The sequence below is a fragment of the Paenibacillus jilunlii genome (genome assembly GCF_900102965.1).
Classification (GTDB): Bacteria; Bacillota; Bacilli; order Paenibacillales; family Paenibacillaceae; genus Paenibacillus_AQ; species Paenibacillus_AQ jilunlii.
In genome coordinates, this window is the sequence record NZ_FNGM01000001.1 from 445,033 (window position 1) to 468,581 (window position 23,549).

General features: G+C 52.2%; 27 protein-coding genes and 1 pseudogene. 23 read left to right on the forward strand and 5 right to left on the reverse strand.

Features of this window, described 5'->3' with window-relative positions; genetic code table 11:
- The first annotated feature begins 93 nt into the window (after positions 1-93).
- Both BLQ82_RS31735 and BLQ82_RS02040 read left to right on the forward strand, forming a co-directional pair.
- Complete coding sequence (locus BLQ82_RS31735; protein ID WP_167529890.1) at positions 94-267, forward strand: hypothetical protein; 174 nt, start codon at positions 94-96, stop codon at positions 265-267.
- Between the two features lie 234 nt (positions 268-501).
- Positions 502-687: a hypothetical protein gene (locus BLQ82_RS02040; protein ID WP_062520528.1), complete on the forward strand. Its 186-nt coding sequence runs from the start codon at positions 502-504 to the stop codon at positions 685-687.
- Positions 688-753: 66 nt separating this feature from the next.
- On the opposite strand, the gene BLQ82_RS02045 is transcribed toward BLQ82_RS02040, so the two are convergent.
- On the reverse strand, positions 754-1,344 hold the full coding sequence (locus BLQ82_RS02045) for an acyl-CoA-like ligand-binding transcription factor (protein WP_025707562.1): 591 nt from the start codon (positions 1,342-1,344) through the stop codon (positions 754-756).
- Between the two features lie 52 nt (positions 1,345-1,396).
- Positions 1,397-2,656: an alpha/beta hydrolase family protein gene (locus BLQ82_RS02050; RefSeq protein WP_062520529.1), complete on the reverse strand. Its 1,260-nt coding sequence runs from the start codon at positions 2,654-2,656 to the stop codon at positions 1,397-1,399.
- A 319-nt stretch (positions 2,657-2,975) separates the two neighbouring features.
- Here BLQ82_RS02050 and BLQ82_RS02055 point away from each other — a divergent pair, with 319 nt between their 5' ends.
- From BLQ82_RS02055 to BLQ82_RS02070, 4 genes are all read left to right on the forward strand, one after another.
- Positions 2,976-3,533, forward strand: a complete 558-nt coding sequence (locus tag BLQ82_RS02055; protein ID WP_062520531.1) for a putative ABC transporter permease — start codon at positions 2,976-2,978, stop codon at positions 3,531-3,533.
- Positions 3,534-3,695: 162 nt separating this feature from the next.
- Entirely contained in the window at positions 3,696-4,151 is a 456-nt protein-coding gene (locus tag BLQ82_RS02060; protein ID WP_062520533.1) for a DUF4362 domain-containing protein, read from the forward strand.
- A gap of 11 nt (positions 4,152-4,162) precedes the next feature.
- The gene (locus BLQ82_RS02065) at positions 4,163-4,636 is read left to right on the forward strand and encodes an NUDIX domain-containing protein (RefSeq protein ID WP_062520535.1); all 474 of its coding nucleotides are present in this window, start codon (positions 4,163-4,165) and stop codon (positions 4,634-4,636) included.
- A 33-nt stretch (positions 4,637-4,669) separates the two neighbouring features.
- Positions 4,670-5,056, forward strand: a complete 387-nt coding sequence (locus tag BLQ82_RS02070; RefSeq protein ID WP_143013324.1) for a ribosomal maturation YjgA family protein — start codon at positions 4,670-4,672, stop codon at positions 5,054-5,056.
- A 110-nt stretch (positions 5,057-5,166) separates the two neighbouring features.
- Here the strand turns inward: BLQ82_RS02070 and BLQ82_RS02075 are convergent, their stop codons facing one another.
- Positions 5,167-6,198, reverse strand: coding sequence for an aldo/keto reductase (locus BLQ82_RS02075; protein ID WP_062520539.1), 1,032 nt, complete (start codon positions 6,196-6,198; stop codon positions 5,167-5,169).
- Positions 6,199-6,387: 189 nt separating this feature from the next.
- Here BLQ82_RS02075 and BLQ82_RS02080 point away from each other — a divergent pair, with 189 nt between their 5' ends.
- Together BLQ82_RS02080 and BLQ82_RS02085 are read left to right on the forward strand one after the other, a co-directional pair.
- Complete coding sequence (locus tag BLQ82_RS02080; RefSeq protein WP_163704394.1) at positions 6,388-6,996, forward strand: TetR/AcrR family transcriptional regulator; 609 nt, start codon at positions 6,388-6,390, stop codon at positions 6,994-6,996.
- A 258-nt stretch (positions 6,997-7,254) separates the two neighbouring features.
- Positions 7,255-8,046 carry a lipid II flippase Amj family protein gene (locus BLQ82_RS02085; RefSeq protein WP_062520543.1) on the forward strand — a complete coding sequence of 264 codons (792 nt, stop codon included), beginning with the start codon at positions 7,255-7,257 and terminating at the stop codon, positions 8,044-8,046.
- A 78-nt stretch (positions 8,047-8,124) separates the two neighbouring features.
- Here the strand turns inward: BLQ82_RS02085 and BLQ82_RS02090 are convergent, their stop codons facing one another.
- Positions 8,125-8,937, reverse strand: coding sequence for a hypothetical protein (locus BLQ82_RS02090; protein WP_062520545.1), 813 nt, complete (start codon positions 8,935-8,937; stop codon positions 8,125-8,127).
- Positions 8,938-9,231: 294 nt separating this feature from the next.
- On the opposite strand from BLQ82_RS02090, the gene BLQ82_RS02095 reads away from it, so the two are divergent.
- The 9 genes from BLQ82_RS02095 to lepB are packed head-to-tail and all read left to right on the forward strand — an operon-like array spanning position 9,232 to position 17,636.
- On the forward strand, positions 9,232-10,233 hold the full coding sequence (locus BLQ82_RS02095) for a beta-ketoacyl-ACP synthase III (protein ID WP_062520547.1): 1,002 nt from the start codon (positions 9,232-9,234) through the stop codon (positions 10,231-10,233).
- Positions 10,223-11,449 (forward strand): ATP-grasp domain-containing protein, encoded by a 1,227-nt coding sequence (locus BLQ82_RS02100; RefSeq protein ID WP_244280670.1) that lies wholly within the window; start codon positions 10,223-10,225, stop codon positions 11,447-11,449. Before BLQ82_RS02095 ends, BLQ82_RS02100 begins: the two co-directional genes overlap by 11 nt.
- Positions 11,446-12,441, forward strand: coding sequence for an NAD-dependent epimerase/dehydratase family protein (locus BLQ82_RS02105; protein WP_062520549.1), 996 nt, complete (start codon positions 11,446-11,448; stop codon positions 12,439-12,441). The genes BLQ82_RS02100 and BLQ82_RS02105 overlap by 4 nt, the downstream gene beginning before the upstream one ends.
- Entirely contained in the window at positions 12,438-13,292 is an 855-nt protein-coding gene (locus BLQ82_RS02110; RefSeq protein ID WP_062520551.1) for an MBL fold metallo-hydrolase, read from the forward strand. The genes BLQ82_RS02105 and BLQ82_RS02110 overlap by 4 nt, the downstream gene beginning before the upstream one ends.
- Complete coding sequence (locus BLQ82_RS02115; RefSeq protein ID WP_062520553.1) at positions 13,289-14,605, forward strand: F390 synthetase-related protein; 1,317 nt, start codon at positions 13,289-13,291, stop codon at positions 14,603-14,605. Before BLQ82_RS02110 ends, BLQ82_RS02115 begins: the two co-directional genes overlap by 4 nt.
- On the forward strand, positions 14,602-15,744 hold the full coding sequence (locus BLQ82_RS02120; RefSeq protein ID WP_062520555.1) for a GNAT family N-acetyltransferase: 1,143 nt from the start codon (positions 14,602-14,604) through the stop codon (positions 15,742-15,744). The genes BLQ82_RS02115 and BLQ82_RS02120 overlap by 4 nt, the downstream gene beginning before the upstream one ends.
- Positions 15,745-15,800: 56 nt before the next feature.
- Positions 15,801-16,667, forward strand: a complete 867-nt coding sequence (locus BLQ82_RS02125; protein ID WP_062520558.1) for an SDR family oxidoreductase — start codon at positions 15,801-15,803, stop codon at positions 16,665-16,667.
- A gap of 40 nt (positions 16,668-16,707) precedes the next feature.
- Positions 16,708-17,109: a DUF4265 domain-containing protein gene (locus BLQ82_RS02130; RefSeq protein ID WP_062520561.1), complete on the forward strand. Its 402-nt coding sequence runs from the start codon at positions 16,708-16,710 to the stop codon at positions 17,107-17,109.
- 29 nt (positions 17,110-17,138) lie between these two features.
- Positions 17,139-17,636, forward strand: a complete 498-nt coding sequence (lepB, locus tag BLQ82_RS02135; protein ID WP_062520564.1) for a signal peptidase I — start codon at positions 17,139-17,141, stop codon at positions 17,634-17,636.
- Here lepB and BLQ82_RS02140 read toward each other — a convergent pair.
- Positions 17,633-17,935, reverse strand: coding sequence for a Dabb family protein (locus BLQ82_RS02140; RefSeq protein WP_062520566.1), 303 nt, complete (start codon positions 17,933-17,935; stop codon positions 17,633-17,635). The two genes, lepB and BLQ82_RS02140, sit on opposite strands and share 4 nt — an antisense overlap.
- A 247-nt stretch (positions 17,936-18,182) precedes the next feature.
- On the opposite strand from BLQ82_RS02140, the gene BLQ82_RS02145 reads away from it, so the two are divergent.
- From BLQ82_RS02145 to BLQ82_RS02170, 6 genes and pseudogenes are all read left to right on the forward strand, one after another.
- The gene (locus BLQ82_RS02145) at positions 18,183-18,497 is read left to right on the forward strand and encodes a hypothetical protein (RefSeq protein ID WP_143013326.1); all 315 of its coding nucleotides are present in this window, start codon (positions 18,183-18,185) and stop codon (positions 18,495-18,497) included.
- Positions 18,498-18,626: 129 nt separating this feature from the next.
- The gene (locus BLQ82_RS02150; protein ID WP_062520569.1) at positions 18,627-19,658 is read left to right on the forward strand and encodes an HD-GYP domain-containing protein; all 1,032 of its coding nucleotides are present in this window, start codon (positions 18,627-18,629) and stop codon (positions 19,656-19,658) included.
- Positions 19,659-19,802: 144 nt separating this feature from the next.
- On the forward strand, positions 19,803-20,540 hold the full coding sequence (locus BLQ82_RS02155; RefSeq protein ID WP_062520572.1) for a GTP pyrophosphokinase: 738 nt from the start codon (positions 19,803-19,805) through the stop codon (positions 20,538-20,540).
- Positions 20,541-20,582: 42 nt separating this feature from the next.
- Positions 20,583-21,341, forward strand: coding sequence for an HAD family hydrolase (locus BLQ82_RS02160; protein ID WP_143013327.1), 759 nt, complete (start codon positions 20,583-20,585; stop codon positions 21,339-21,341).
- Positions 21,313-21,552, forward strand: a pseudogene (locus tag BLQ82_RS02165) (SDR family oxidoreductase); the annotation flags it as partial. The gene BLQ82_RS02160 and the pseudogene BLQ82_RS02165, both read left to right, overlap by 29 nt.
- Positions 21,553-21,892: 340 nt before the next feature.
- A complete protein-coding gene (locus BLQ82_RS02170; RefSeq protein WP_062520578.1) occupies positions 21,893-23,488 on the forward strand; it encodes a sensor domain-containing diguanylate cyclase in 1,596 nt (531 codons plus the stop codon).
- Positions 23,489-23,549 lie beyond the last annotated feature (61 nt).

Genomic DNA, 23,549 nt, shown 5'->3' on the forward strand with positions numbered 1-23,549 from the left:
GAATGAATGTCAGTATGTTTGCAAAACAGTCCAATGGGTAACTATAAACTAAGTAACCCATTAACCTGCACAGCATGCAAAGGAGGATTTCACATGTCAGAGCATATCAAAAATGAAGCGGACATCCGCAATAAAGAAAGCAAAACAGACGATTCGCTCGCAGAACGCAAAAAGATGGAGAATGGTGTAGACATTGAGCCGGAGGCTGATGAATGGGTATCCAAACCTGCTGATACCTCCCATCCTGATCCGTTCCCCAAGCACTAAAGACAGCGTCCCTGTCTTTTGACAGGCTATCCTACAGGATAGTCTGTTTTTTGAACGGCTCATATTGAGAACCGATTAGTAAATAATATATACTGGAATCAAGTAATGCACAGTCAAACAAAGTAAAGTCAAGCAAAGTAAAGTCAAGCACAAACTCAAGCATGTCTTCATTCTCCAGATCATCGCAGATTTCACAAGTCTCTGGGCAATCCATATTGCGGGGAGGAATCGTTAATGCGGAGTCGAAACGAGAACGGCCGGTATCGGCAAAAGCGCGGGGATGCGCTTGTGGGCAATCTTGAGAAAAAGTACGGTTCGGACTTTGGCGTTCGCAGCGATATGAAGCTGGACACGCTGAGAAAGCAGCATGGCGGACAGTCGCTGACCCAGCTGCTCAAGGAGCAGCACGACAAAAACTAATCTATCGGGAGCGCTGTCTGAAGCTTCACAGAATCATAGCATAACCTGCGGGTTATGTTTTTTTGATTAATACTCATACCCCAACTGGCTGATTGCGTCATCAAGTATTTCGTGTAGCGTTGGCCCTCCTGGAGATGAACTTGTCCAAAAAAAGACAGCTGCACGTACCGCCGCAATTAGCATCGCTGCTAATAATGTCGGATAGATATCCCGCGTCAAATCCTTTTTTGTACGTTCTGCGATGACCTTCGCGAGGTTCCGTTCGAACTCGATCTCTGCCTTTCGCTGTGCGCCGATCAAAGCGGGATCATCCCGAAGGAGGATCATGCGTGCCAGCCATTGCCGGTCTGAGGCCTCTGAAAACCCGGCAAGAACTGCGGCTCGGAGCGAGTCTTTTAGAGCCTCACCGGGCGGACGATCGGCTAACGCAACAGCAATCTTCTCGGAACGTTGATACGCGTTGCCGATGATGGCCGCTTCTTTAGATGGGAAATAGTTATTGAACGTTCTTAGGGAGACATTTGCGGCAGCGGCAATGTCCTCAACCCGAACCTGGCCAACCCCTTTTTCGATGGCGAGGTTAAGGGCTATTTCGCTGAGCGTTCGCCGTGTCTCATCCTTCTTACGTTCTCTCAAACCGGATTTTTCAGTCGTCATGTCATCTGTTCCTCCAATTATGCGGATAGTTAAAGATCCTTAATGCTAATTATTATTTCTGCTCAACTGAAGTTTGAATGTTATAATCGAGGACTTCGTCCAGCCAATCAAACATAACCTGATAGCTAAGCGGTAAATTGTTAATTTGACAGTGCAGGTCAGCGCCATCCTCTTCAGTCCCCAAAAAGATAGCATTCTTCTTGTTCGGTGCTTTCTCGTAAGTCTCAACCGCTTGTCTCTTCATCTCAGGATGTTCGGCTTCCGAGTACATGGAGAGCAAGGGACACTGGACGTCCCGCGGATCAACGTCGAGCGCTTCCTTTGCTGCATCATACCATTCTACGATACTATCGAAGCCGTGTGACCAAACTGATCCGGCGAACAGTGCCTGGCCTGTATATGGCATCTTTTCAGTTTGCTTTGCTGCTTCATCCGCGCTGCCTCGAAGAAACGAAGGCATCCCGCGTTCAATGAAGCTAGCCATTGAGTATACCGGTGAGTTCGGAACTGCCGCAGCAAAACGGTCATCGCAACTTGCATGGACCATTGTCTTGGCGCCGCCATAGCTCATGCCGCTTACGACCAATCGGGCAGCGTCCACATCAGGGCGGGCGAGGAGGAAATCAGTGGTGGCTCTATAGACGTTGTGCAGCTCTTCCTTTGGGAAGTTTTTGGCTGTCGCCTCGGGTTCATAGAATCTGGCACAGACATCCCAAGGAAGATCAATGATCAGCGCATTATATCCCCGATCAATCGCCGCTTGTCCTCCGAGGAAGTAGGTGTCCTCCTTGTGTGTCTCTCCACCATTGTGGAAAAGAATCGTCGGTTTTGGCACATCACTGTGCTCAGCCTTCAAAAAGCAGCCTGGGAACTTATAACCCTTGTATTCCACCTCCACCCACTCATGGGGAGTCTGCCCAGACTTCGCATCAAGCGCCTTCTGGAAGCATTCCACACTCTTTTGATGAAACCGTGAGAAATCCGGTTCGTGCGGAAACGTACCGTAGAAGGCCGCTCTGTAGTACGAGTGGGCGCGTATAAACGCCTCCCCGGCGCTAAATGAGTGGCCCCTCTTCAGACTGTCCTCTGCGGTTGCCTCAACTTTAATGGCTTCCTTCTCAAATTCATTCTTATAACTGGTAATGGAATTCGGATCAATCTGCCGGGCAAGTTTGAGTAGCTCTCCCTGGGAAACGCCTCCGCAGTGCATGAACGAAAGCAACCACTGAAAAGTGAAATCGATGTCGTCACGCTCGAAGAATACCTTGTTTTTCAAACGCGCAGCGACCTTTGTGTCTTGATCATCTACCATTTTACTCTCCTCCTTATAGAATCTACAGTCTGGATTATTCACAGCAGATAAGCCACGAACCGGGGGAGGGACCTGACCATACGCAAATCCGGGCCCGTGTATAAGCGTCCAGTGATCTAACCTCCGTCTCATATTATTGCACATATAGAAAAATTGCTTAACACGCAAAATTGCGCGAAGCGCAAAAATATTAAACATTATTTTTTGTTTGGAAAAAACTAATATTTACCATAATGATTCCCGTTTTTACCGGGCATACTACCTCCCAATACGACCTGTTCATAACAGTGAGGGGGCGGGACCTATTTCGATTACACAATTGCTTTCGCTGGGGGATGCTCCGGGTTCGCTGCTGGCCGGTGAATATTTTTTTTATTTTATGCTGTATTCCTTTCTGGGCTGGGTCCTGGAGGGCAGCTATAATCTGTACAGCCTGGGAACGTTCCGCAAGGAAGGGTTCCTCAAAGGGCCCTTTAAGCCGATGTACGGCTTTGCCCCGCTGCTGCTGCTGGGTGCCAAGGACCTGGGGCTATCGCTGCCGCTGATGATTTTGCTGGCGTTAATCATCCCGTCTGCTGTCGAATACGCCAGCGGATGGCTGCTGCAGTCAGTCTTTCATAAGCAGTGGTGGGATTATTCGAAGATGTCCTATCAGCTGCGGGGGCATATCTGCCTGAAGTTTTCCTTATACTGGTGGGGGCTGGCGACGGTCTGTATTTATGGCTTGCAGCCGCTCATCGAGATGCTGTATCTCCGGATTTCCACGTTGTGGCTGCTTCTGCTGCCACTTGCGGTGCTGCTGCTTGCAGCCGATCTGCTCTGGACCTGCCGGACCCGGCGGCGCAGCGTGAAGGGGCTTGAGCTTGGGGAAGGCTAAAAGCAGGCTTTAAGCGAATTTTCTACGGAATATCTAGGGACATTGTCAACCTGCCCGGTTGGCAATGTTCCTTTGCTGTTTGTATAGACAAGGAATACATGCTAGTCTTGTAAAATATAGTGAGATAGGTTTATCAAGAAAAAACGTGGTTCGGGAGGGCGAATGCGCAGGTTTGGAAAGGCCAGCATCGTTATTATTGTGATAGAAACTTTCATCATCGGGATTTTGGCGGGCTTGCTGCTGGTTGCAGCGGGCAAGCCCGAGGCCAGGGAACAACGTAATTTGATCACCCATTTTGACCGGACGGATTTGCAGCGGATTGAAGAAATGATCACACGCTTCAAGGAAGGTACGGGCGATAATCTAACCATGCTGGAGTGGGGAATAGACAGCGGGCCGTACATACATGACGTATATAATGATGGCAGGGAGATCCATTGGACCGTGGATAATACCAGAGACGGGATGGCTGCAAATCCAGGGAAGACCGAATATGTATGCAGGGCAATCGGACTTGCCGAGACTGCAAAATTTTACAAGGTTGAGGTTTCGGATTGCGACAGCTACGCCAAGGATGAGCAGATCAGCTTAATTTCGTTCAATAAGGATAGATTATAGGGAGGGCTAACATGCCAATATCTGAATATTACCGCAGTCTGCGCAATAAGGTTGGGAATGAACTGTTGATGGTGCCGTCTGTCGCAGCGGTGATCCGGAATGGGGAAGGCGGAATTCTCCTGCTCCGCAAAGGCGGGGAACAGCTGTGGGGTTTACCCGCAGGTGCCATTGAACCTGGTGAGACTCCATCAAGGGCACTGCGCCGGGAGGTCTTTGAAGAAACGGGCTTAATGGTGAATCCGCTGCGGATTATTGGCGTATTCGGCGGTGAGAAGTATACATATGAATACATCAATGGGGACCGGGTCCAATATTCGGTCATTGTGTTTGAATGTTCAATCGTCAAAGGAACGCTCCGAAGTGTAGACGGGGAGGCAGAGGAGCTTGTGTTTTTTAGCGAAGAAGAGTTTCCAGAACTGGCGATCCCATATCCCCCGGAGATTTTTGGAGGGGATTCTGCAACTGATCGGGCCATCTTCGAATAAAGCTCATCATCAAGATATATGGGGATGAAGGTAATGAGGTCCAAAATTATTTATAGCACTGCTGTGCTTGTGGCGATGATTATGGGTCTCGGCTCCAGAGCTTTTGGTGAGGAGCTGCCACCATTTGCGGCCAGCCATCTGGGGGATGCCCTGTGGGCGTCGATGATATATTTTGCCTGCCGTGTGCTGTTCACCCGGCAACCTTTATGGCAGTCGCTGTTGCTGAGCCTGTGCTTCAGCTTCGGAATTGAGTTCAGCCAGCTCTACCAGGGAGAATGGATCAACGGGCTGCGGACGACCAGGGTAGGGGGCTTAATTCTGGGGAAGGGATTTCTTTGGATTGATCTGCTGCGTTATACGGTAGGAATAGCATTCTCCTATGCTTTGGACCGTTTTTGTTGGCCTAAAAAATCTTCATAGAGCAGAACAGTAATGTCTTACGCTGCATCAAGGCTATGTTAATGAACCGCCCTTTCATCTGCTGGATGAGAGGGCGGTTTGTTAGTGTTTAGCTCCTGGGGTGACGTCTGTTACCGTCTGCGCTGCGCCGCTGATAGCCAATCCGGTGTCCAGGCCCGGTCCACATCGTCAACGTTGCTGCCTGGGGGAACGATCCGGTCTATGGCGTCCAGCACATCCGCGCTGAGCTGCAGATTGGCTCCGCTTAAAAAGTTACCCAGCTGCTGAGGGGTTCGTGGTCCGATAATTGTCGAAGTTACCGCTGGATGCGTTTGTGTAAAAGCAACAGCCATATGCGGCAGAGAGATTCCCGCCTCATCGGCTACGGTCTGCAGTTTATGGATGAGCTCAAATTTATTTTTGTTTTCGGGACGTTCAGGATCAAGTGCCTCCCCGGCGGAATGTCCCTTGTAGCGAGCGGCTCGCGAATCTTCGGCTGCAGCATGGCCTGCTCTGTATTTACCGGTCAGTAGTCCTCCGGCCAGTGGCCCATATACAAGAAGCCCAAGATTATATTTGTCGGCCGCCCCTGGAAGATCCAGCTCGATGCCCCGTTTGAGGATAGAGTAAGGAGACTGCTCACTGATGAAGCGCTGCAATAAGCGACGGCTGCTTACGGCCTGCGCTTCGGCAATTTGCCAGGCCTGATGATTGGAGGTTCCGATATACCGGACTTTCCCTTCTTTCACCAGATCTGTCAGCACATCGAGCGTTTCCTCGAAATCGGTATCCGCAAAAGGTCTGTGGAGCTGGTACAGATCAATATAGTCGGTCTGCAGACTACGCAGACTGTTCTCAACGGCCTGTCTGATCCACAACCTTGATACGCCCTGATGATTGACTGCCCCGCTTTTGGGGTTGCCTACCTTGGTCGCCAATATAACCTCACTGCGCCGTCCGGCCAGTGCTTTGCCGATGATCCGCTCGGATTCGCCGCCGGAGTAGATGTCCGAAGTATCCAGGAAGTTGATCCCGGAATCTATGGCCTGATGAATCATTTGAAAACATTCAGCCTCGTCTTTGTTACCTGATCCGATGACGCCTCCGCCAAGGGCGTAGGCACTGACACGGATACCTGTACGGGATAAATTTCGATATTGCAAAATTGATCATCCTCCTGCTTATAATGAACACGTGTATCTTTGGGGACGCGTGTTGATCTGTCGATGCAGGGTCAATTATAATAAGTGCAGCAGCCGGCTACAATAATCAGCTTTGTAAAAATGTTGATTAATGAACAGACCCGGCAAAGTGACGATTATAATATAGCTTCATGCAAAGGAATGAATCCATTGACGGACAAAGACAGGGATCTTAGGGTAATCCGCACCAAGCGGCTGATTGATGAAGCGTTCATGGAGCTGCTGAAAGAAAAAGGGATCAGCGGACTGACGGTCAGAGATTTGACGCAGCGGGCCGGAATTAACCGCGGGACCTTTTATCTCCATTACCATGATATTTGTGAGCTGATTGAGCGGACAGAGATGATGAAGGAGCTGGAGGAACTTTTTAGACCGGCAGATTTTGAAGCAATGCTATACAACAACACAGAGCAAACACCCTTCGGGCCGATCGTCAGAGCTTTCACCCATTTAAGCAAACATGCTGATTTTTTTAAGGCGATTTTTGATCCCAAAGGCTCAAAAGCACTGGGAGAACGGTTGAAATATCTGATGGGCACACATATGTATGACCATGTGAAGCAAAGCAGCGGCGGCGCAACACTTGGCGGCATCCCCGACCGTTATTTGATCAACTATCTGGGTGCAGCCCAGTTCGGACTGATTCAGACCTGGCTGGAATCAGGTATGACCTACACCGCCGAAGAAATGGCGCTGATGCTGACCCGGCTGATTCAGACGGGGCCTTTGCAGTCCGTTGCTCTTCAAGAAGTCGAATGAACAAATGTCAAGAGCGGGTAGATTAACAAATTCATGGAGAACCAGTTTAGTCGGGCAGATATCTTCACGGGATGTCTGCTCTTTGCGTTCTTGCGGATAAATCCGATAAGTCATTCTATAAATCTTACAAAATTGCTTCTGGATTATAGCAGTCAGAGAATATATATTTAGTGGGTTGATTTGCATTGGTAATTATATGGATGACGGGACTGCTGCAAATCAGCCAAACGCTGCCTGATATGGAGTTGAGATCCGCTAATGACGAACAGTTTAATCGTAGTGTGCATACTGACCATGATCATTCACACAGCCGAGACGTTATCGTATTCGGTGCGCTTTGCCGGTGTGAAGCTCAACAAAATCGCCATCGCATTATCCCTGACAGGGATTATCGTGCTGGTATCCAGAACGGCCAATATGGTCCAGGCTCCGCTGACGGCCAAATTTGTTGATTATGCCAAGACACATGACACCTTTCCTCTGGACAACTATTTGCGGATCATCATGCTGGCCTCTTCACTGGGTACCTTGATTGCCATTGCCTTGTTCCCGAGCTTTGTGGGGCTGTGCGGAAGAATCATCTCCAGGCTGGAGATTGAAGGCTCCATTCCCAAGCTGCTGACCAGTGTGACGATCGGCCAGCTGAAGAACACCCGCAAGTATTTCCGCAAGCCCAGAGTGATGCTGCACAGCTTCCGCTATCTGGGGATTCCGAAGCGCTTCATTGTTATGAATATATTTGTTACCGCGTTCTATACGGTCGGTGTACTGTCCTCATTGCTGGCAGCCCATCTGGTACCTGCTCTAAGCACTACCGCATCCCAGGCTTCCGGGTTGATCAACGGGCTCGCTACCATTATGCTGACGATCTTCATTGATCCTCAGCTTGGCATTATCACCCATAAAGCCATTGAAAATGCAGATTCCCGTGATCAGCTGGGGAAAATCTACGTCTTATTGATGGGCTCACGTTTCCTGGGGACCCTGCTGGGCCAGCTTGTACTTCTGCCGGCAGCTCATGTGATCATCTGGCTGGTGCGGCTGATTTGAGGGACGGCCTGTACAGAGGAAATCTGATGCTGCCTGTATAACATAGTAAGTATTGTTATAAATGCATCCTTAGCGGGCTTATTTGGGCAGCTTGGCTTCAGCAGTCCGCAGTGCAAGCGTGATCTTCTGCTCCCATGCGTACGATTGCTGCCCGTAAGTACGAAGCTCCCCCATCCGGGCATAAGACAATTTCATCGCCGCAGCCGCTGTGATGGCGTCTCCCGACGCAATCGCGGCTTTATAGCGCTTGTCAGCGTCCGTTCGCTCCGACTGTGCGGTGCTGGCCGCTTTATTCTGAGCTGTTATCTGCTTTTTGAGATTTGAGACAGGCGCTAAGGCCTCTTTGGCAGGTTTTATCTTGGCTGCCGTCAGCGCCCGGGCTACAGCAAGTGCAGTATTCTTCGCCTTGACCTCAGACCGGGCAGAGGCAGCTGCCGCCTTAAGCTTATTGCGCTTAATCTCCAGGAGAGCCGCCGACTTCAGGTTCCCTGCCTTGCGTGCTGCTGTAATCTGCTTGCTGAGCGAAGTGTACTCCTCCAAGAGTGGCGCATGTTTTTTCTTCATGGCTTCAGCTTCAGTCTTCAGCCGGTTCAGCAAGCCGGCATCTTCCGCCTTCAGCTTCAGATTAATCGCTTTGAGATCGGCATTGTTCTGCTTGCGGAGGGTCTGGGTTCTTGTACTTTCGGACTTTAATGTCGTCTGCAGACCGGTATAATCATTGTACAGCGTATGAATCTGTTCGAGCGCAGAGTCCCAATCGGCAGCAGCAGCAGCAAACGGGGCATGTGCGGTCAATGCAATTAGCAATATCAGCAACCCTATCCATCTGCCGGACAAGCCTGCGCTGTACCTTTTTTCAGCAGCAATGTACTTCCGTCTTACATCTTTCATTGAATTCATCTCCTGTAATAGTAATCGATAAGACACGCAAAAAAGCACCCCCAAGAAAGGCCCAAGGGCCTGTCCTGCGAGGTGCTTCTCCCGCTTATCGTATGGAAATTCGTTCTTTTACTATAGCTTGGAATAAATGGATAGTCAAGCCGAAAAAGAACGCGGGTTCGCTTTTTTCGTTTCTTTTGCTAGTATTATGTAACTGAACCAAGAAATCTAGTAGAATAAATCTATAGTTTACAATATTGGATAATGTTCGGCACCTAGAACCAGTTGGAACAGGGAGATGACGTTGTGCAGCTTAGACATGTAAAAATCCTGGGGACGGGTAAATATTTGCCCTCCAGGAAGGTGACAGATGAGGAATTGGACGCAGTGCTCTGCACACCTGCAGGCTGGGTCAACAAAATTACGGGTGTAGGGGTACGGCATTATGCCGGCGAGGGTGAAACGGCCTCCACCATGGGGGCAAAGGCGGCCGAAGCGGCGCTTCTGGCGGCAGGCCTCAGCTTTTCGGATATCGATTGCCTGGTCTGCACCAGCGGAACCAAGGAGCAGCCACTGCCGAGTACAGCCGTATTTATACAGCAGGCCATGGGACAGGAGAACTCTGGCGTGCCCGCTTTTGATATCGATTCAACCTGCCTCAGCTTTCTGGTAGGCCTGGATGTCATGTCCTATATGGTTGAAGCCGGACGATACCGGAATGTGCTTCTGGTAGCTTCGGAGATTGCTTCAGCCGGGCTTGATTATGAAGACAAGGAGAGTGCGGCACTGTTTGGAGACGGGGCGGCTGCGGTGGTCATTGGTCCGAGTGCAGCCGGGGAGTCTTCGAAGATTCTGCATGCCTCGCTCAAAACATACAGCAGCGGCGCCCGTTATTCGGAGATTGCCGGAGGGGGCACCAGACTGCATGCCCGGAAATACAGCAAGGAGAATGCGCAGCCGTATCTGTTTCATATGGACGGACAAGCCATTTTTAGAAAAGCATCTAAGCTCCTTCCCGAATTCCTGGGAGACATGCTGGCACAGAGCCACACGCAAATGGAGGATTTCCGTTTGGTGGTGCCCCATCAGGGAAGTGCGATGGCCATGCGGCTGCTCCGCAAAAAGCTGGGCATAGCCGTGGACAGGTTCCTCGACAATACACCGGGTCATGGTAATACCATTGCGGCTTCGATCCCGATGGGGCTGCATGAAGCGGTCAGTCAGGGGCGGGTACAGCGGGGAGACCGCATACTGTTCATTGGAACTGCTGCCGGGCTGTCACTGGGAGGCCTGATTCTTGATTACTGATCCTTCCGGCAGTCCGCCGATGAACGTGCTCATCACCGGCGGACGGGCACCAGTGGCTCTGGAGCTCTCCCGGCTGCTGCGGGCTGCGGGCCACCGGGTGCATGCCGCAGAAAGCGCCGAATACCATTTGTGCCGCGTTTCTTCGGCTGTTGAACAAAGCTTTCGCGTCCCGGCGCCAAGGCACAACCCGGAAGCTTATATTGATCGGCTGGCAGGGCTGGTAGAAGAACTGCACATTGATGTGCTGATTCCGCTGTGCGAGGAGATTTTTTATATATCGGTCGGTCTCGACCGCCTCCGGGGCTGCCGCGTGCTTTCCGCAGAACGGGAGACGCTGGCCAGACTGCACCACAAGGGCGAGTTCATTGCCTGGGCCCGCGAACTGGGATTAACCGTCCCCAAGACCCGGCTGCTCAGCAGCCCGGAGGAATGGAGAATCCAGACGGGTGAAGCCGCACATAAAAGGGAGGCTTGGGTGTACAAACCGGCGTATTCCCGCTTTGCCTCCAAAGTCATTCTGCCCCGAACGATCGCCGGGGGGCAGGAGGGCATAGCTGGCCCGCGCAGTCTTGCAGCTCCGCGCGGCATTTCATCCGCTGCGCCATGGGTGGCGCAGCAATATATCACAGGTGAGGCCATATGCACTTACAGTGTTGTGCATCAAGGTGAAGTAATTGCACATGCGGCATATGGCAGCAGATACCGGACCGGCAGGACGGGAGCAAGTGTGTACTTTGAGCATCTGGAGCATCCGGCTGCTTTGGACTGGGTGCAGCGATTCAGCGGGGCTGCCGGCTTCAGCGGCCAGATCGGCTTTGATTTCATCCAGGTGCAGGGGGGAACACTGTATCCGATTGAGTGTAACCCGCGTGCGACCAGCGGGATTCATCTGTTCGCTGCAGAGGACGGGCTGGTGCAGGCTCTGCTGAATCCGGAGCAGCTGGTGCAGGCCGGAACTGTCAGCACGCCGCGTTCCGGCAAAAAGTCCATGCTCGCGCTTCCCATGCTCGCCTGCGCCCTGCGGCCGGGACCGGCAGGACTGGCGGAGTGGGGGAGAGCGCTGCGCCAAGCGGAGGATGTAATCTTCCGCAGGAATGATCTGCGTCCTTTCCGCGAGCAGCTTCGGATTGTATATCATGCCTGCCGCTTTGCCAGGCGGAACAAGATTTCAGTTACTGAAGCCTTGACAGAAGACATAGAATGGAACGGTGAATGATGACTAGAGTGCTTGTAACAGGCGCAACGGGCTTTCTTGGCCGTCATACGGTACGGAGGTTTGCAGAGCGGGGCTGGGAAGTATTCGGGCTTGGGCGAAACCGGGAGGCCGGACAGCAGATAGAAAAGGATGGTGCAGTCTTTGTATGTGCAGATTTGCGCCACACGGAAGCTGCGGTCCGCGCGTGCGCAGGAATGGATTTCGTCTTTCATTGTGCGGCGCTCTCCTCCCCTTGGGGCAAATACAGTGATTTTGTGGCCTGCAATGTGGAAGCCACACGTAACATAGCGGAGGGCTGCAAGCGGCACGGGGTCCGGCGGCTAATCCATATCTCCACTCCCAGCCTGTATTCCAGCCGCGGGAGCCGCTTCGGCATCCGGGAAGCAGACCCGCTCCCGCCGAAACCGGCCAATAGCTATGCTGCAACCAAGCGCATGGCGGAGCGTGTCGTGCAGCAGGCGGCCGGAGAAGGTCTGGCGGTATTTATGCTGCGGCCCCGGGCGATCTTCGGGCCTATGGACAATGCCCTGTTCCCCCGGCTTCTTGCGGCCAATGAGGGCAAGGGAGTGCCGCTCCTGGATGGCGGCGGGGCCATGATTGACGTCACCTGTGTGGAGAATGTCATTGATGCCATGCTGCTCTGCTCCAGTGCCCCGCTGTCAGCAGCCGGGCGTGCCTATAACATCACGAACGGCGAGCCCATCATGTTCAGGGAACTGCTTGAGCGGCTGTTTGCCCGGCTGGAGATGCCGCTGCACAGCAGACAGCTTCCCTACCGGACTGCATACGCTTTTGCAGGACTATTGGAAGGGGTATACAAGATGCTGCCCTTCCTGGGCGAGCCGGTGCTCACCCGGTATTCCGCTTCGGCACTGGGGGTCTCCCAGACGCTGGATATTTCGCTGGCGCGGGAACAGCTTGGCTACCACCCCCGTGTGACTACAGACGAAGGCCTTCATTCCTTCGCAGAATGGTGGAGAGAACACAAATGATAACTTCAATTCCAGTATCGGTGTCTATCCTGTCAGCAGGCTACTGCCTGCATCCCGAGCTTTTGACGCTGAAGGGGGGGACAATGAGACCCGTCGCTTTTCCTGCGGGCTATGCGCTGCTGAGGCACCCGCGTCATGGGCCGATCCTGTTCGATACAGGCTACAGTTCACGTTTCTTCGAGGAAACGGCGAAGCTTCCGGCTTCCTTGTACCGCCATATTACACCTGTAGTATTCAAAGAGGGAGAAAGTGCCGTGGAGCGGCTCCAGGAAGCCGGCATTGCACCGGAGGAGATCCGTTATATAGTGCTGTCCCATTTTCATGCTGACCATATCGGCGGTGTCCGGGATTTTCCCCGGGCGCAGTTCATTTATTTGCGGAAGTCATATGAGGCGGTACACCGTCTTGGCCCCATCAAGGCGCTACGGGCCGGATTTCTTCCGGGACTGCTTCCTGAGGATTTTACTGCACGTTCCTTGCCCGTGGACGAGTACTCGCCACAGCGCCCGCTGCCCCCCGGATTTCCCTTCACGGAAGCTTATGACCTGCTTGGCGACGGCAGTCTGCTGGCGGTGGAGATGTCCGGCCATGCCGCAGGAATGATCGGCTTGTTTGTGTCCGGGGGCGGATACGACTATCTGCTCTGCGCGGATACGGTATGGTCGAGCCGGGCCTTCCGCGAGAACCGCAGGCCGCATCCGGCAGCCGGTCTCATTATGTCTGACCGCAAGGAATACCGGCATAACTTTGACCGGTTACGGGTGATTCACGAGAACTTCCCCGGCCTGCGGATTGTGCCCAGCCACTGCCGGGAGGCACTGGCTCTCTGGGGAACAGGCGGTGTCCAATGAAACGGCTGGCACGGACGCTCCGGTACTACATTCTTACCAGGTGGGGGCGCCGCTGGAAGGACCGGGCAGCCCTGGAACAATGGCAGGAACGGCGGATACGGCAGCATGTGGAACGAATCCGCCGGTTATCGCCGTTTTACCGCGATCTGTGGGCTGATATACCGGCGGAAGAGTGGCGGCGTTTTCCTATTATAGAAAAACAGCTCATGATGGATTATTTCGATACGCTCAATACAGCAGGGATTACCAAGGACATGGCTTTTGCCGAGGCCTATGAGGCGGAGAACAGCCGTTATTTCAAGCCGACACTGCATGGAATTACTGTAGGCTTATCGTCGGGAACGTCGGGCAGCCGCGGGATATTTCTGGTCAGTGAAGAGGAGCAGGCGGCCTGGACAGGTACCGTATTGGCGAAGCTGCTGCCCGGAGGGCTGTGGGAACGTGCGAAGATCGCTTTTTTCCTCCGGGCGAACAGCAATCTCTATGAGTCTGTCCGGCAAGGGCGCCTGCAGTTTCAATATTTTGATCTGCTGGAGCCGGTTCCGCAGCTGGTCGCACGGCTGGAGCAGTACGGTCCTGACATCTGGATCGCTCCGCCGTCCATGCTCCGTATGCTCGCCGAAGCCCGGCTGTCGGGAGGCCTGACGGTTCAGCCGCGCCGGCTGATCTCTGTTGCAGAAGTGCTGGACCCGCTGGACCGGGAGCATATTGAGCAGACCTTCGGTCAGACGGTTCATCAGGCTTATCAATGTACGGAGGGGTTTCTCGGCTACACCTGTAAATACGGCATGCTGCACCTGAATGAAGATATTGTTCATATTGAAAAAGAGTATCTTGACCGTGACTCCAGACGCTTCGTGCCGGTTGTGACGGACTTCTCAAGAAGCGTCCAGCCCATTATCCGCTACCGGCTGAATGACATTCTTACCGAATCGGCTGCGCCATGTCCCTGCGGCTCTTTGTTAACGGCGATAGAACGGATTGAAGGGCGATGCGATGATATTCTGTATCTGCCCCATTCGGAGAACGGCGGGCTGGTCACGCTGTTTCCCGATTTCATCACCCGGGCGGTGCTGGCTGCTTCTGCGGAAATCGAGCATTACCGGGTCATTCAGCGCAGTCCGCTGGATCTGGAGATTTCGTACCGCACACGCAGGGGCAACGCAAAGGATATAGAGTCCTTGTTGACCGGAGAATTCTCGCGTTTGTTCACCCGTTTCAGCTGTATTCCGCCTCAGCTCCAGTTCACCGATTACAGCTTTACACCTGGAGCTGTAAAGCTGCGCAGGGTTGAAAGGAGCTGGAAGCTGTGAAGGACGGAGTGCTTCTATATGACCGGCACAGCATCCAGGAGCTGAATTGGCCTGACACGGAATATGGCCGGTATGCGCAGCAATATATTTCAGCAATGCTGGAGCATCCGGCAGAGCATTTTATCGCCAATGTGCAAACAACCGTAAAGGTGGTGGTCGTTGACGGCCTGCCGGTCCCCATTACCGTAAATGAAGCGGAGTATGCCAATTCCTATGTCTGCTCCCCGTACACTCATTATGTCAGCTATGCTTCTGAGGAACTGGCTTTGCTGAATAACCGGCTGCTTGAGGGAACTCTGTCCGTTATTTTGCGGGGCATGGGGTTTCTGCTGAGGGCTGCCCGGTTTAACCGGGTGGTCCAAGTCAACAACTGGCTCCTGTCCACCAATCTCTATCCTCCGGTAAGTCCCGGCCAGCTGCTGAAAGTGATTGATTTTCTCCGCTCCGAGTATCCCGGTTATACAGTCCTTTTGCGCTCCCTGAGCTGGGAGACTTCCGGTGCTCTCCTGGAGGCTCTGGAGGGATATGGCTGCAAATGGGTGCCGAGCCGCCAGATTTATCTGCTGCAGCACCCTACAGGGTCCAAAGCCAAATGGCTGGTCAAACGTGACCGGGCTTTGCTCGATAAGCATGGCTACACGGTTGAAGCACCTGGGCAAATCACGGCGGAAGATGTCACCCGCATTGTGGAACTGTACGAACTGCTATATATACATAAATACTCGGAGTATAACCCGCAGTTCACGGAGGCCTACATCCGTCTGGCGCTGGAGAAGCGGACACTTCATATTTACGGGCTGCGCAAAAACGGCAGGCTTGACGCCGTGCTCGGCTTCTACAGCCGCGAAGGTGCGATGACAGCGCCGCTGTTCGGCTACGATACCTCATTGTCCCAGCCGCTTGGCCTGTACCGGATGCTGTCAGCCGTACTGATTGACCTTGCCGGAAGCAGGGGGCAGCTGCTGCATGAGAGCTCCGGGGTAGGGCAGTTCAAGCGCAACCGAGGAGCGGTGGCGGCTACAGAACTGTCGGCGGTCTTTGACCAAGGCACATCCAGGCTGAACCGCTGCAGCTGGTCTTTTTTGGGATGGCTGCTCCGGCGGGTCGGTATCCCGTTGATCCAGAAGTTGAAGCTGTAGTACATTTGTTTTAAGCTAATATTTCCGGAGCGTAAAAATATGAAGAAGGTGCAATTATGAACAGCGAAAACGGGCAGAACGCCGGTTCAATCGCCCTCATCACCGGGACCTCTTCCGGCTTCGGGCTGCTGACCGCATTGGCTCTGGCTCGCAAAGGCTGCCAGGTCGCAGCCACCATGCGTGACATAAGCCGCCAAGGGGAACTGCTGCGCCAGGCCGGAGAAGCCGGACTAGCCGAGCGGATACATGTGATAAGTCTTGATGTCACAGACTCGGCGTCCATTCAATCGGCTGTTGCGGCCGTTATGGACAAGTTCGGACGAGTGGATGTGCTGGTCAACAATGCCGGTTTTGCTGTAGGCGGCTTTGTGGAAGAAGTGGGCATGGAGGAATGGCGGCGGCAGATGGATACGAACTTTTTTGGACTGATTGAAGTCACTAAGGCCGTGCTGCCTGTCATGCGGCGTCAGCGGGCGGGCCTGATCGTCAATGTCAGCAGTGTCAGCGGGTTGACCGGATTTCCCGGCTACGCACCATATGCTGCTTCCAAATACGCCGTGGAGGGCTTCAGCGAGAGTCTGCGCCAGGAGGTGCTGCCGTTTGGCATCCGGGTCGTGCTGGTGGAGCCCGCGTCCTTCCGTACCCCGATCTGGGGCAAAGGGATGGAGGGGATGCACACCAGCGCCAACTCGCCATATCAGGAGCAGCTTGCTCAAGTACTGCGGTATTCCCGGACGAGCGCCGAGACTGCACCCGATCCGGACCGGGTTGCCGGGCTGATTGCCCGGATCACTGCGATGAAGGCCCCGCGGCTGCGCTATCCTGTCGGCAGAGGCTCACGCCTGCTGGTGATCGGCAAAACACTGCTCCCATGGAAAATTTTTGAATCGATTATTGCCAGTTCACTAAAAAAAATGAAATAATGGAACATAGGATCTGGCTGAATGAATGGAGGTGGGCTTAGTGCCGGATACGGTAGGACTGCATATTTGCTTTGATAAGCGCGGCCGGGAGATTGAGGTTCTGGATGTGACACCTGTGGCGCGGGGGAAATACCGTATTGAAGAAACACCGATTTTCAATCCGTGCATTGCCCTTGGGGATATTATTAGAGTCGAGGAAAAGCAGGGAATAGCGTATTATGTGGAAACGGTGCAGAAATCGGGTTATGTCAGATATGCCTGGCTGCTCAGCAAAGAGGCCGCAGTTTCGCGGGAAATTCATGAATTCAAGCAGCGGATAACGGGGCATAAGGGCAGGTGGGAGCAGATCTTCGGCGGGCTGCTGGTGATCCACCTTTCCAGGCACTCCGGGGTTGACGTAGAAGCCGAAATGGCGCTGATTCTGAAACGTTTTGAAATTTAATCCAAGATGGACCGAGAGGTGGCAGTGAAATGAAAAAATTTCTGAAGCAGTGGGTGCCGAGCATAGCTATCGGTATTATTTTGTCTTTGTTTATCCGTACATATGTGGCTGAAGCCATGCGGGTCCCAACCGGCTCCATGATTCCGACAATCCAAATCAACGACCGGCTGGTTGTGGAGAAAATGCTCTGGCTGACCTCGCTGAAGCATGGCGATATCGTAGTGTTCAATCCGCCGGTGCCTGGCGATGAGCAGAAGAAATATGTCAAACGCCTCATGGGGCTGCCGGGAGATACCCTGGAGATAAAGGACGGGGCCTTGTATAGAAATGGCGAACAGGTCGATGAGCCGTACCTCCAGGAGAAGATGAACTACACGTTCGGGCCGGTCACGGTCCCCGCAGACCATTACTTTTTTCTGGGTGATAACCGCAACACAAGCTTTGACGCCCATCTATGGAACACTCCATTTGTAGCCAAGGATAAGCTCATCGGCAAAGTTCTGATGGATGTCAATGATCTGTTCTAAAAAATAGGGTAATCCACAACTACGACATTCTCAATAATCCCCTCAAGCAACCCCACAAAATGTTGATGTGCCGGATGGGGTCCATACTTGCGCAGGGCTTCCTGATCGCTGAAGGTCACGCGAAGCCCCAGCGTATATCCATGGATGTTCTCCGTTTCCTCCGTCTCGTTCACACCTGCCGTAAGCCCGACAATCCCCGGAATGGAATCCTTCAGCGCCAGAAGCGTCTGCACCAGCTGCTCTCCGGTGCCGGGCTTATATTGCTCATTAAATCTAAAAACAACAAGATGCTCATACATTGTTTGGTATCCTCCCGGTTTTTTTATATAGATTATAGCGACATAACCTGCTCAAGTATACTGCTCCATCATTCCGATTCGTGAAAGGAATCATCCTATGCAGGACCAATTACCTGTATCCAGAATTAAGACTCCCCTCAGCTTACGCACTATGCTGTCGTTTGTTTTTCTTATTGCAATGCAATCCTGGATGCTGAACACAGCTTCCCACAATCGGTTTCGGTCTTATTCTACAGCGGATTATTTAATGATAGGCTGGCTGGTATTATGCGGGCTCCTTTTAGTGTATTTAATCGTGAATGCGCTGCGGCCGCCAGCGGAAATCAAGTGGGGGGCCGGTTCACTGCAAATCCGTGGCAAAACCATCGCCGCCCAGAGCATCCAATCGATCCAAATCGACGGACCCGTTGTGGGCATTAAGCCTATAGGCAAAAGAATTGTCCCGGTCCGCCTGAGCTTCCGTTTTATCGGTGACCGTGAGCAGGCGATGAAAGAGCTGATCCGCTGGGCAGAAGAAAATAGAGTCAAGCTGACCTACAAAAGATTTGTGAAATGGATGTAGAAGAGGCTTAAGTCGGGGATTCAATATACCTAGTCCGGGCCCCGGAACGTGACTTTAACCATATTGTGGCTCTTGAGGATTTTAGGCTATGATCAAATTAAGCTTATACATAAAAAGGGGTGCTGAGACTTGAAAGTTCATGTCACTGATCTTAAACACGGCGACTGTCTTCTGACAGACACTTTCAATAGTGTGGGTCTGCACGTTCTTCCCAAGAGAACGGTAGTTCAGCGTGAGGAAATCACCATCCTGCTCCGGCACAAGATCGAATACGTGGATATTGAGCCGCGCACCGCAAGTCATGACGATGGCAGCAGCGTTGGCCACAGTCTGAATGACAACTTCGACCATGCGATCCAGAATTACGAATCGATCTTTCTGGAGGCATTGGCCCAAGGTACGTTCACCCAATCCATGGTGGATGATACGCTGCAGCCGCTGATGGAAACGCTGGATGCGCAGAAAGATGTCGTATCTTTGCTGCTGCTGCTGGAACGTGATGACATTGATACATATCACCATTCACTGCAGGTCGGCCTGCTGTCGTATTATATCGCTGCCTGGATGGGCCATTCCAAAGAGGAACGGTACCAGATCAGCCGTGCAGGCTATCTGCATGATATCGGTAAAAGCCAAGTGCCGTTGTCCATCTTGAACAAAGCCGGAATCCTGACACCTGCTGAAGAGGAAGAACTGAAACGGCATACAACCTTCGGATATGAGATTATCCGCGGTTCGAAGATGGATGAGAAGACGGCACTTGTGGCGCTGCAGCATCATGAATTTGAGGATGGAACCGGTTATCCGAACCAGATCCTTAAGAGCGAGATCCATCCGTACACGGAAATTGTCACGGTGGCTAATATTTACATGGGATTGACCACCTCCCGGCTGAACCAGCCGAAGCAGGGGTTGGTTGCTGTACTGCGCAAGGTGCATGAAATGGGCTTTGGCAAGCTGAACGGAACAGTGGTACAAGCACTTACCGGACATCTGCTGCCGGGTTTTGTAGGCAAAAGCGTTCAACTCTCCAATGGGGAAATCGGGACGATTGTGATGAATAACCCGCTGGATATGTTCAGGCCGCTGGTGAAAGTCGATAATGTGTTCAAAGACCTCTCTCGTGAGCGCAGCCTGTCGGTTGAAGAAATCATTATGTAAATTAAGAAAACATGAGATCAGGCATAAGGTTATCCCATTCGTTGCAAAACGGACATTCGGGGTAGCCTTTTTGTATGCCGGAAATTTGAATTCGTCTAATAGATTGGCTATGATGAATGAAAGATTAAGATAGGAGAAATGAGTATGAACACCCAAGATCAGATCGAGAAATTCAAGCAGCTTAAATATGAATTGACCCGTTTTATGATGATTTATAAATTTGCATTGGAGGAAATCGAGACCAAAATCGAAATCCTGAAGCAGGAATTCCAGATGCTCCATGACTACAGCCCAATCGAGCATACGAAATCACGGATCAAATCCCCTGAGAGCATTATGAACAAAATGCTGCGCAAGAACAGCGAGGTATCGCTGCCTGCAATCAAAGCCAGTATTAAAGATATCGCCGGCTTACGGATTACCTGCTCTTTTATCTCCGACATTTACCAGGTCAGCGCCATGCTGCAGAAGCAGGATGATCTGAAGGTGCTGGGCGTGAAGGATTACATCAAGAATCCCAAGCCGAACGGCTATCAGAGCCTGCATCTGCTGGTCGAGGTTCCGGTGTTTTTGTCCGACTGCCAGGAGCATGTCTGTGTAGAGGTGCAGATCCGCACCATTGCTATGGACTTCTGGGCCAGTCTGGAGCATAAAATCTTTTATAAATACAGCCAGTCCGTTCCTGAGCATCTGACCCGGGAATTGAAGAATGCCGCCGACAAGGCGTATGAGCTGGATCTGCAGATGGAGCGCCTGCACCGTGAAATTAAGGAGATCAAGGATGCCCAGGGCGACGATACCGATGTGGAGCTTCGCAGGATCATTATCAACAATCAGCAATTTAATCTGCCGGCGAATTTCATTAAGCTGTTAGGCGAGTAACGATCTATTGCTCTCCAGCTGTGTTCGTGACGGCACGGTTTAATGTGTGAGCAAATATATGCCAAGGAGCGAATTCCATTGAACCCTTACCGAGTAATCAGCTTGGATATGTTTCAGACTCTGGTGAACATTGAAGGCCGGAGGAACCGTATCTGGAAGGCGATTCTGCAGCAGGATTTTAGCGAAGCGCGGGCTTTGGAGCTGGGTCAAGCCCTATTAAACCATTATTTTGCGAAAGCAGCAGCCATTCGTGATGCCGGGAGCTTTTGCACCAGTCAGGAAATATACCGCAGCGGCTTTGAGAAGGTCTTCCAGGAGCATAGGCTGAACTTTGATTGCCATGAGGCTGTGGACATTCTCTTTGCCGAACATCGGCTGTCCGACCTCTATGCAGACACCGGTCCATTCCTGCAGAAGATCTCTGAAGCGTATCAGGTATGCATTGTCAGCGACACGGATACTCTGATGCTGCCGGATTTCTATAAGGAGTATCCCATCAAGCTGTTTACTTCAGAAGATTACGGCAGCTACAAAAATGACGGGTTGAACCGGATGTTCGCAGAGGTTATCGCATACTACGGCGTGCAGCCCGGAGAAATACTGCATATAGGAGATTCCGCCTCGGATGTGCTGGGAGCGGCCAGAGCGGGAATCCGCAGCTGCTGGATCAACCGGACGGGATCAGCCTGGAAGTATGCAGGGCAGCCGCCGGATTATACAGTAGGCAATCTTGAGGAGATTTATGCGATTCTTGAACCGGGGGTTCATACAGCAGATGTCTGTCTCACGGAGCTTGGCTGAGCTGACCGGCGGAACGAAGGTGACTGTAAATACTGTACTTCCCGGCTCTACCCTGACCGAAGGGGTGGAAAAGATGCTGCAATCCTATGAAAGATTGATCCGGCCCGGGGAGATTGCCGAGTTTGTAGCCTTTCTGAGCAGTCCACTGTCCGCTGCCATCAATGGGGCGGCATTGCGTGCAGATGGCGGATTGGTACGCAGCGTGTTTTAATGTGAAAATATTATAGGTTCATCATCATCCTGATGCTGAACGATGACTCTGGACATGGCGATCCAGAGCTACAATTGTCATAGCCGCTATCATCTTGCTTAGATCACCTTTTTGATTCAACGGAGCGGCTGGCAATTCCGGGAGAACTGACAAGAGCAAGCGGATTCGGGAGATTTCTTCCCGCCGCTTGCTCTTTTCATCTGTTTTTATGGGAGCCCTTAGTATCGTGCACCACTGATCTGGAAGAAAAAACTGCTGGTGGACTCTGTTGTCCAATCGTATAATTAAACAAAGATAAACCTGTCGGCAGCTGCCGCCCGCATTACAAGGAGGTTAAGGAATGCCCAGACTGGGAGGAGCAGGACAAAGACCACAGAAGAAACTCAGTCTAACCCTACTGCTGATCGGTCTGGTCACACTGGTGGTTCTGCTGACTTCAACGATCCTGCTCACCGCTTCATATCATTCGAAAAAAAAGTCGCTGATAGAAACGACCCTGAATTTGAATCAGGCCAATGCCGACCGTATGAGCCGGACAATGGATTCGCTGTTCCGTTCCATGCGCAGCAGTATGGCATACAGCGCGGACAAGCTGTCCAGGCTCGATGAGCTGCCGCCCGGGGAAGTGGATGATTACCTTGAATTGATGCGCAAGAGCAGCACTTATTTTAATTCAATTCTTCTGGTAGGGGCAGATGGAATTGTCCGCAATACCTCACCGGCAACGCTTGGAATGGAAGGCAAGCCGGTTAAGTCCCCCTGGGCGGTAGAAGCGCTTCGTCTTAAAAGCCCATATCTCTCTGAGCCATACACTGCTCTTTCGACGGGCAGAATGATCGTTTTTATGAGCGAACCGGTATATGCCCCGGATAAGCATTATCTTGGGCAGCTGGGCGGCACGATCTACCTGCAGGATAACAATATCCTAAATATGATTTTTGGAAACACGGATGATATTGATGCTTCCGGTTCGTATTATTATATCGTCAGCTCCAGCGGGCATCTGCTGTTTCATCCCGACAAAGAACGGATTAATGAAGACATTAGCGGCAATGAAGTTGTCCGGGAATTGATGAAGGGCAACAGCGGGCAGAGAGAGGCAATGAACCTAAGAGGCGTCCAGATGCTGGCGGGCTATTCCAGTGTTCAGGCCAATGGATGGGGAATTGTAATGGTTTCCCCTGTGAGCTTCATTCAGGAGGAGCTATGGAGCCAAATCCGTACCACTCTTGCTTATACGTTGATTCCCTTTGCGATTCTGCTGCTTCTTGCTGTTCTCCTGGCCCATCAATTAGCCCAGCCTTTTGTTATGCTTGCTGATCTGATGAGCAGAGTGGGCAAGGGGAAATCAGAGCTGCCTGAACTGAAGCCGCACTGGAACCGGGAGGCGGACCTCTTGACCAAAGCGGTCACCATAGCCTGGAGTAATATCCAGAAGCATACAGACCAGCTCACCCAGGCAGCCATGACGGATCTTCTGACGGGCCTGGCCAACCGCAGATCCCTTGAGCTCACCATGAACCAGTGGATTGCCGCGCAGTTTTCGTTCTCTGTGATTGTGCTGGATGTCGATAAATTCAAATTTGTAAATGACACCTACGGCCACCTGGCAGGAGATGAGGTTCTGAAGCAGGTTGCAGACATATTGAAAATGAGCATACGTCCGGGGGATGTCTGCTGCCGGTATGGCGGAGAGGAGTTCGTTGTGCTTCTTCCGCGAACCAAAGCTTCGGATGCCTATACCGTTGCGGAACGAATCCGCAAAACGCTGGAAGCCTCTGAAGTACCTCTGGCGGTTAAAGTGACTTCCTCCCAGGGAATTGCCCATTATCCGAGCCATGGCAATTCTCTGGAGGAGCTGCTGCAGCAGGCGGACCGTGCCATGTATACGGCCAAAGGCATGGGCAGGAACCGGACAGTAATAGCAGATGAGTGAATTAAGGCATCTTCCGCTGAGGAAGATGCCTTTTTGCTGTAACAGAAATAATATTCACATG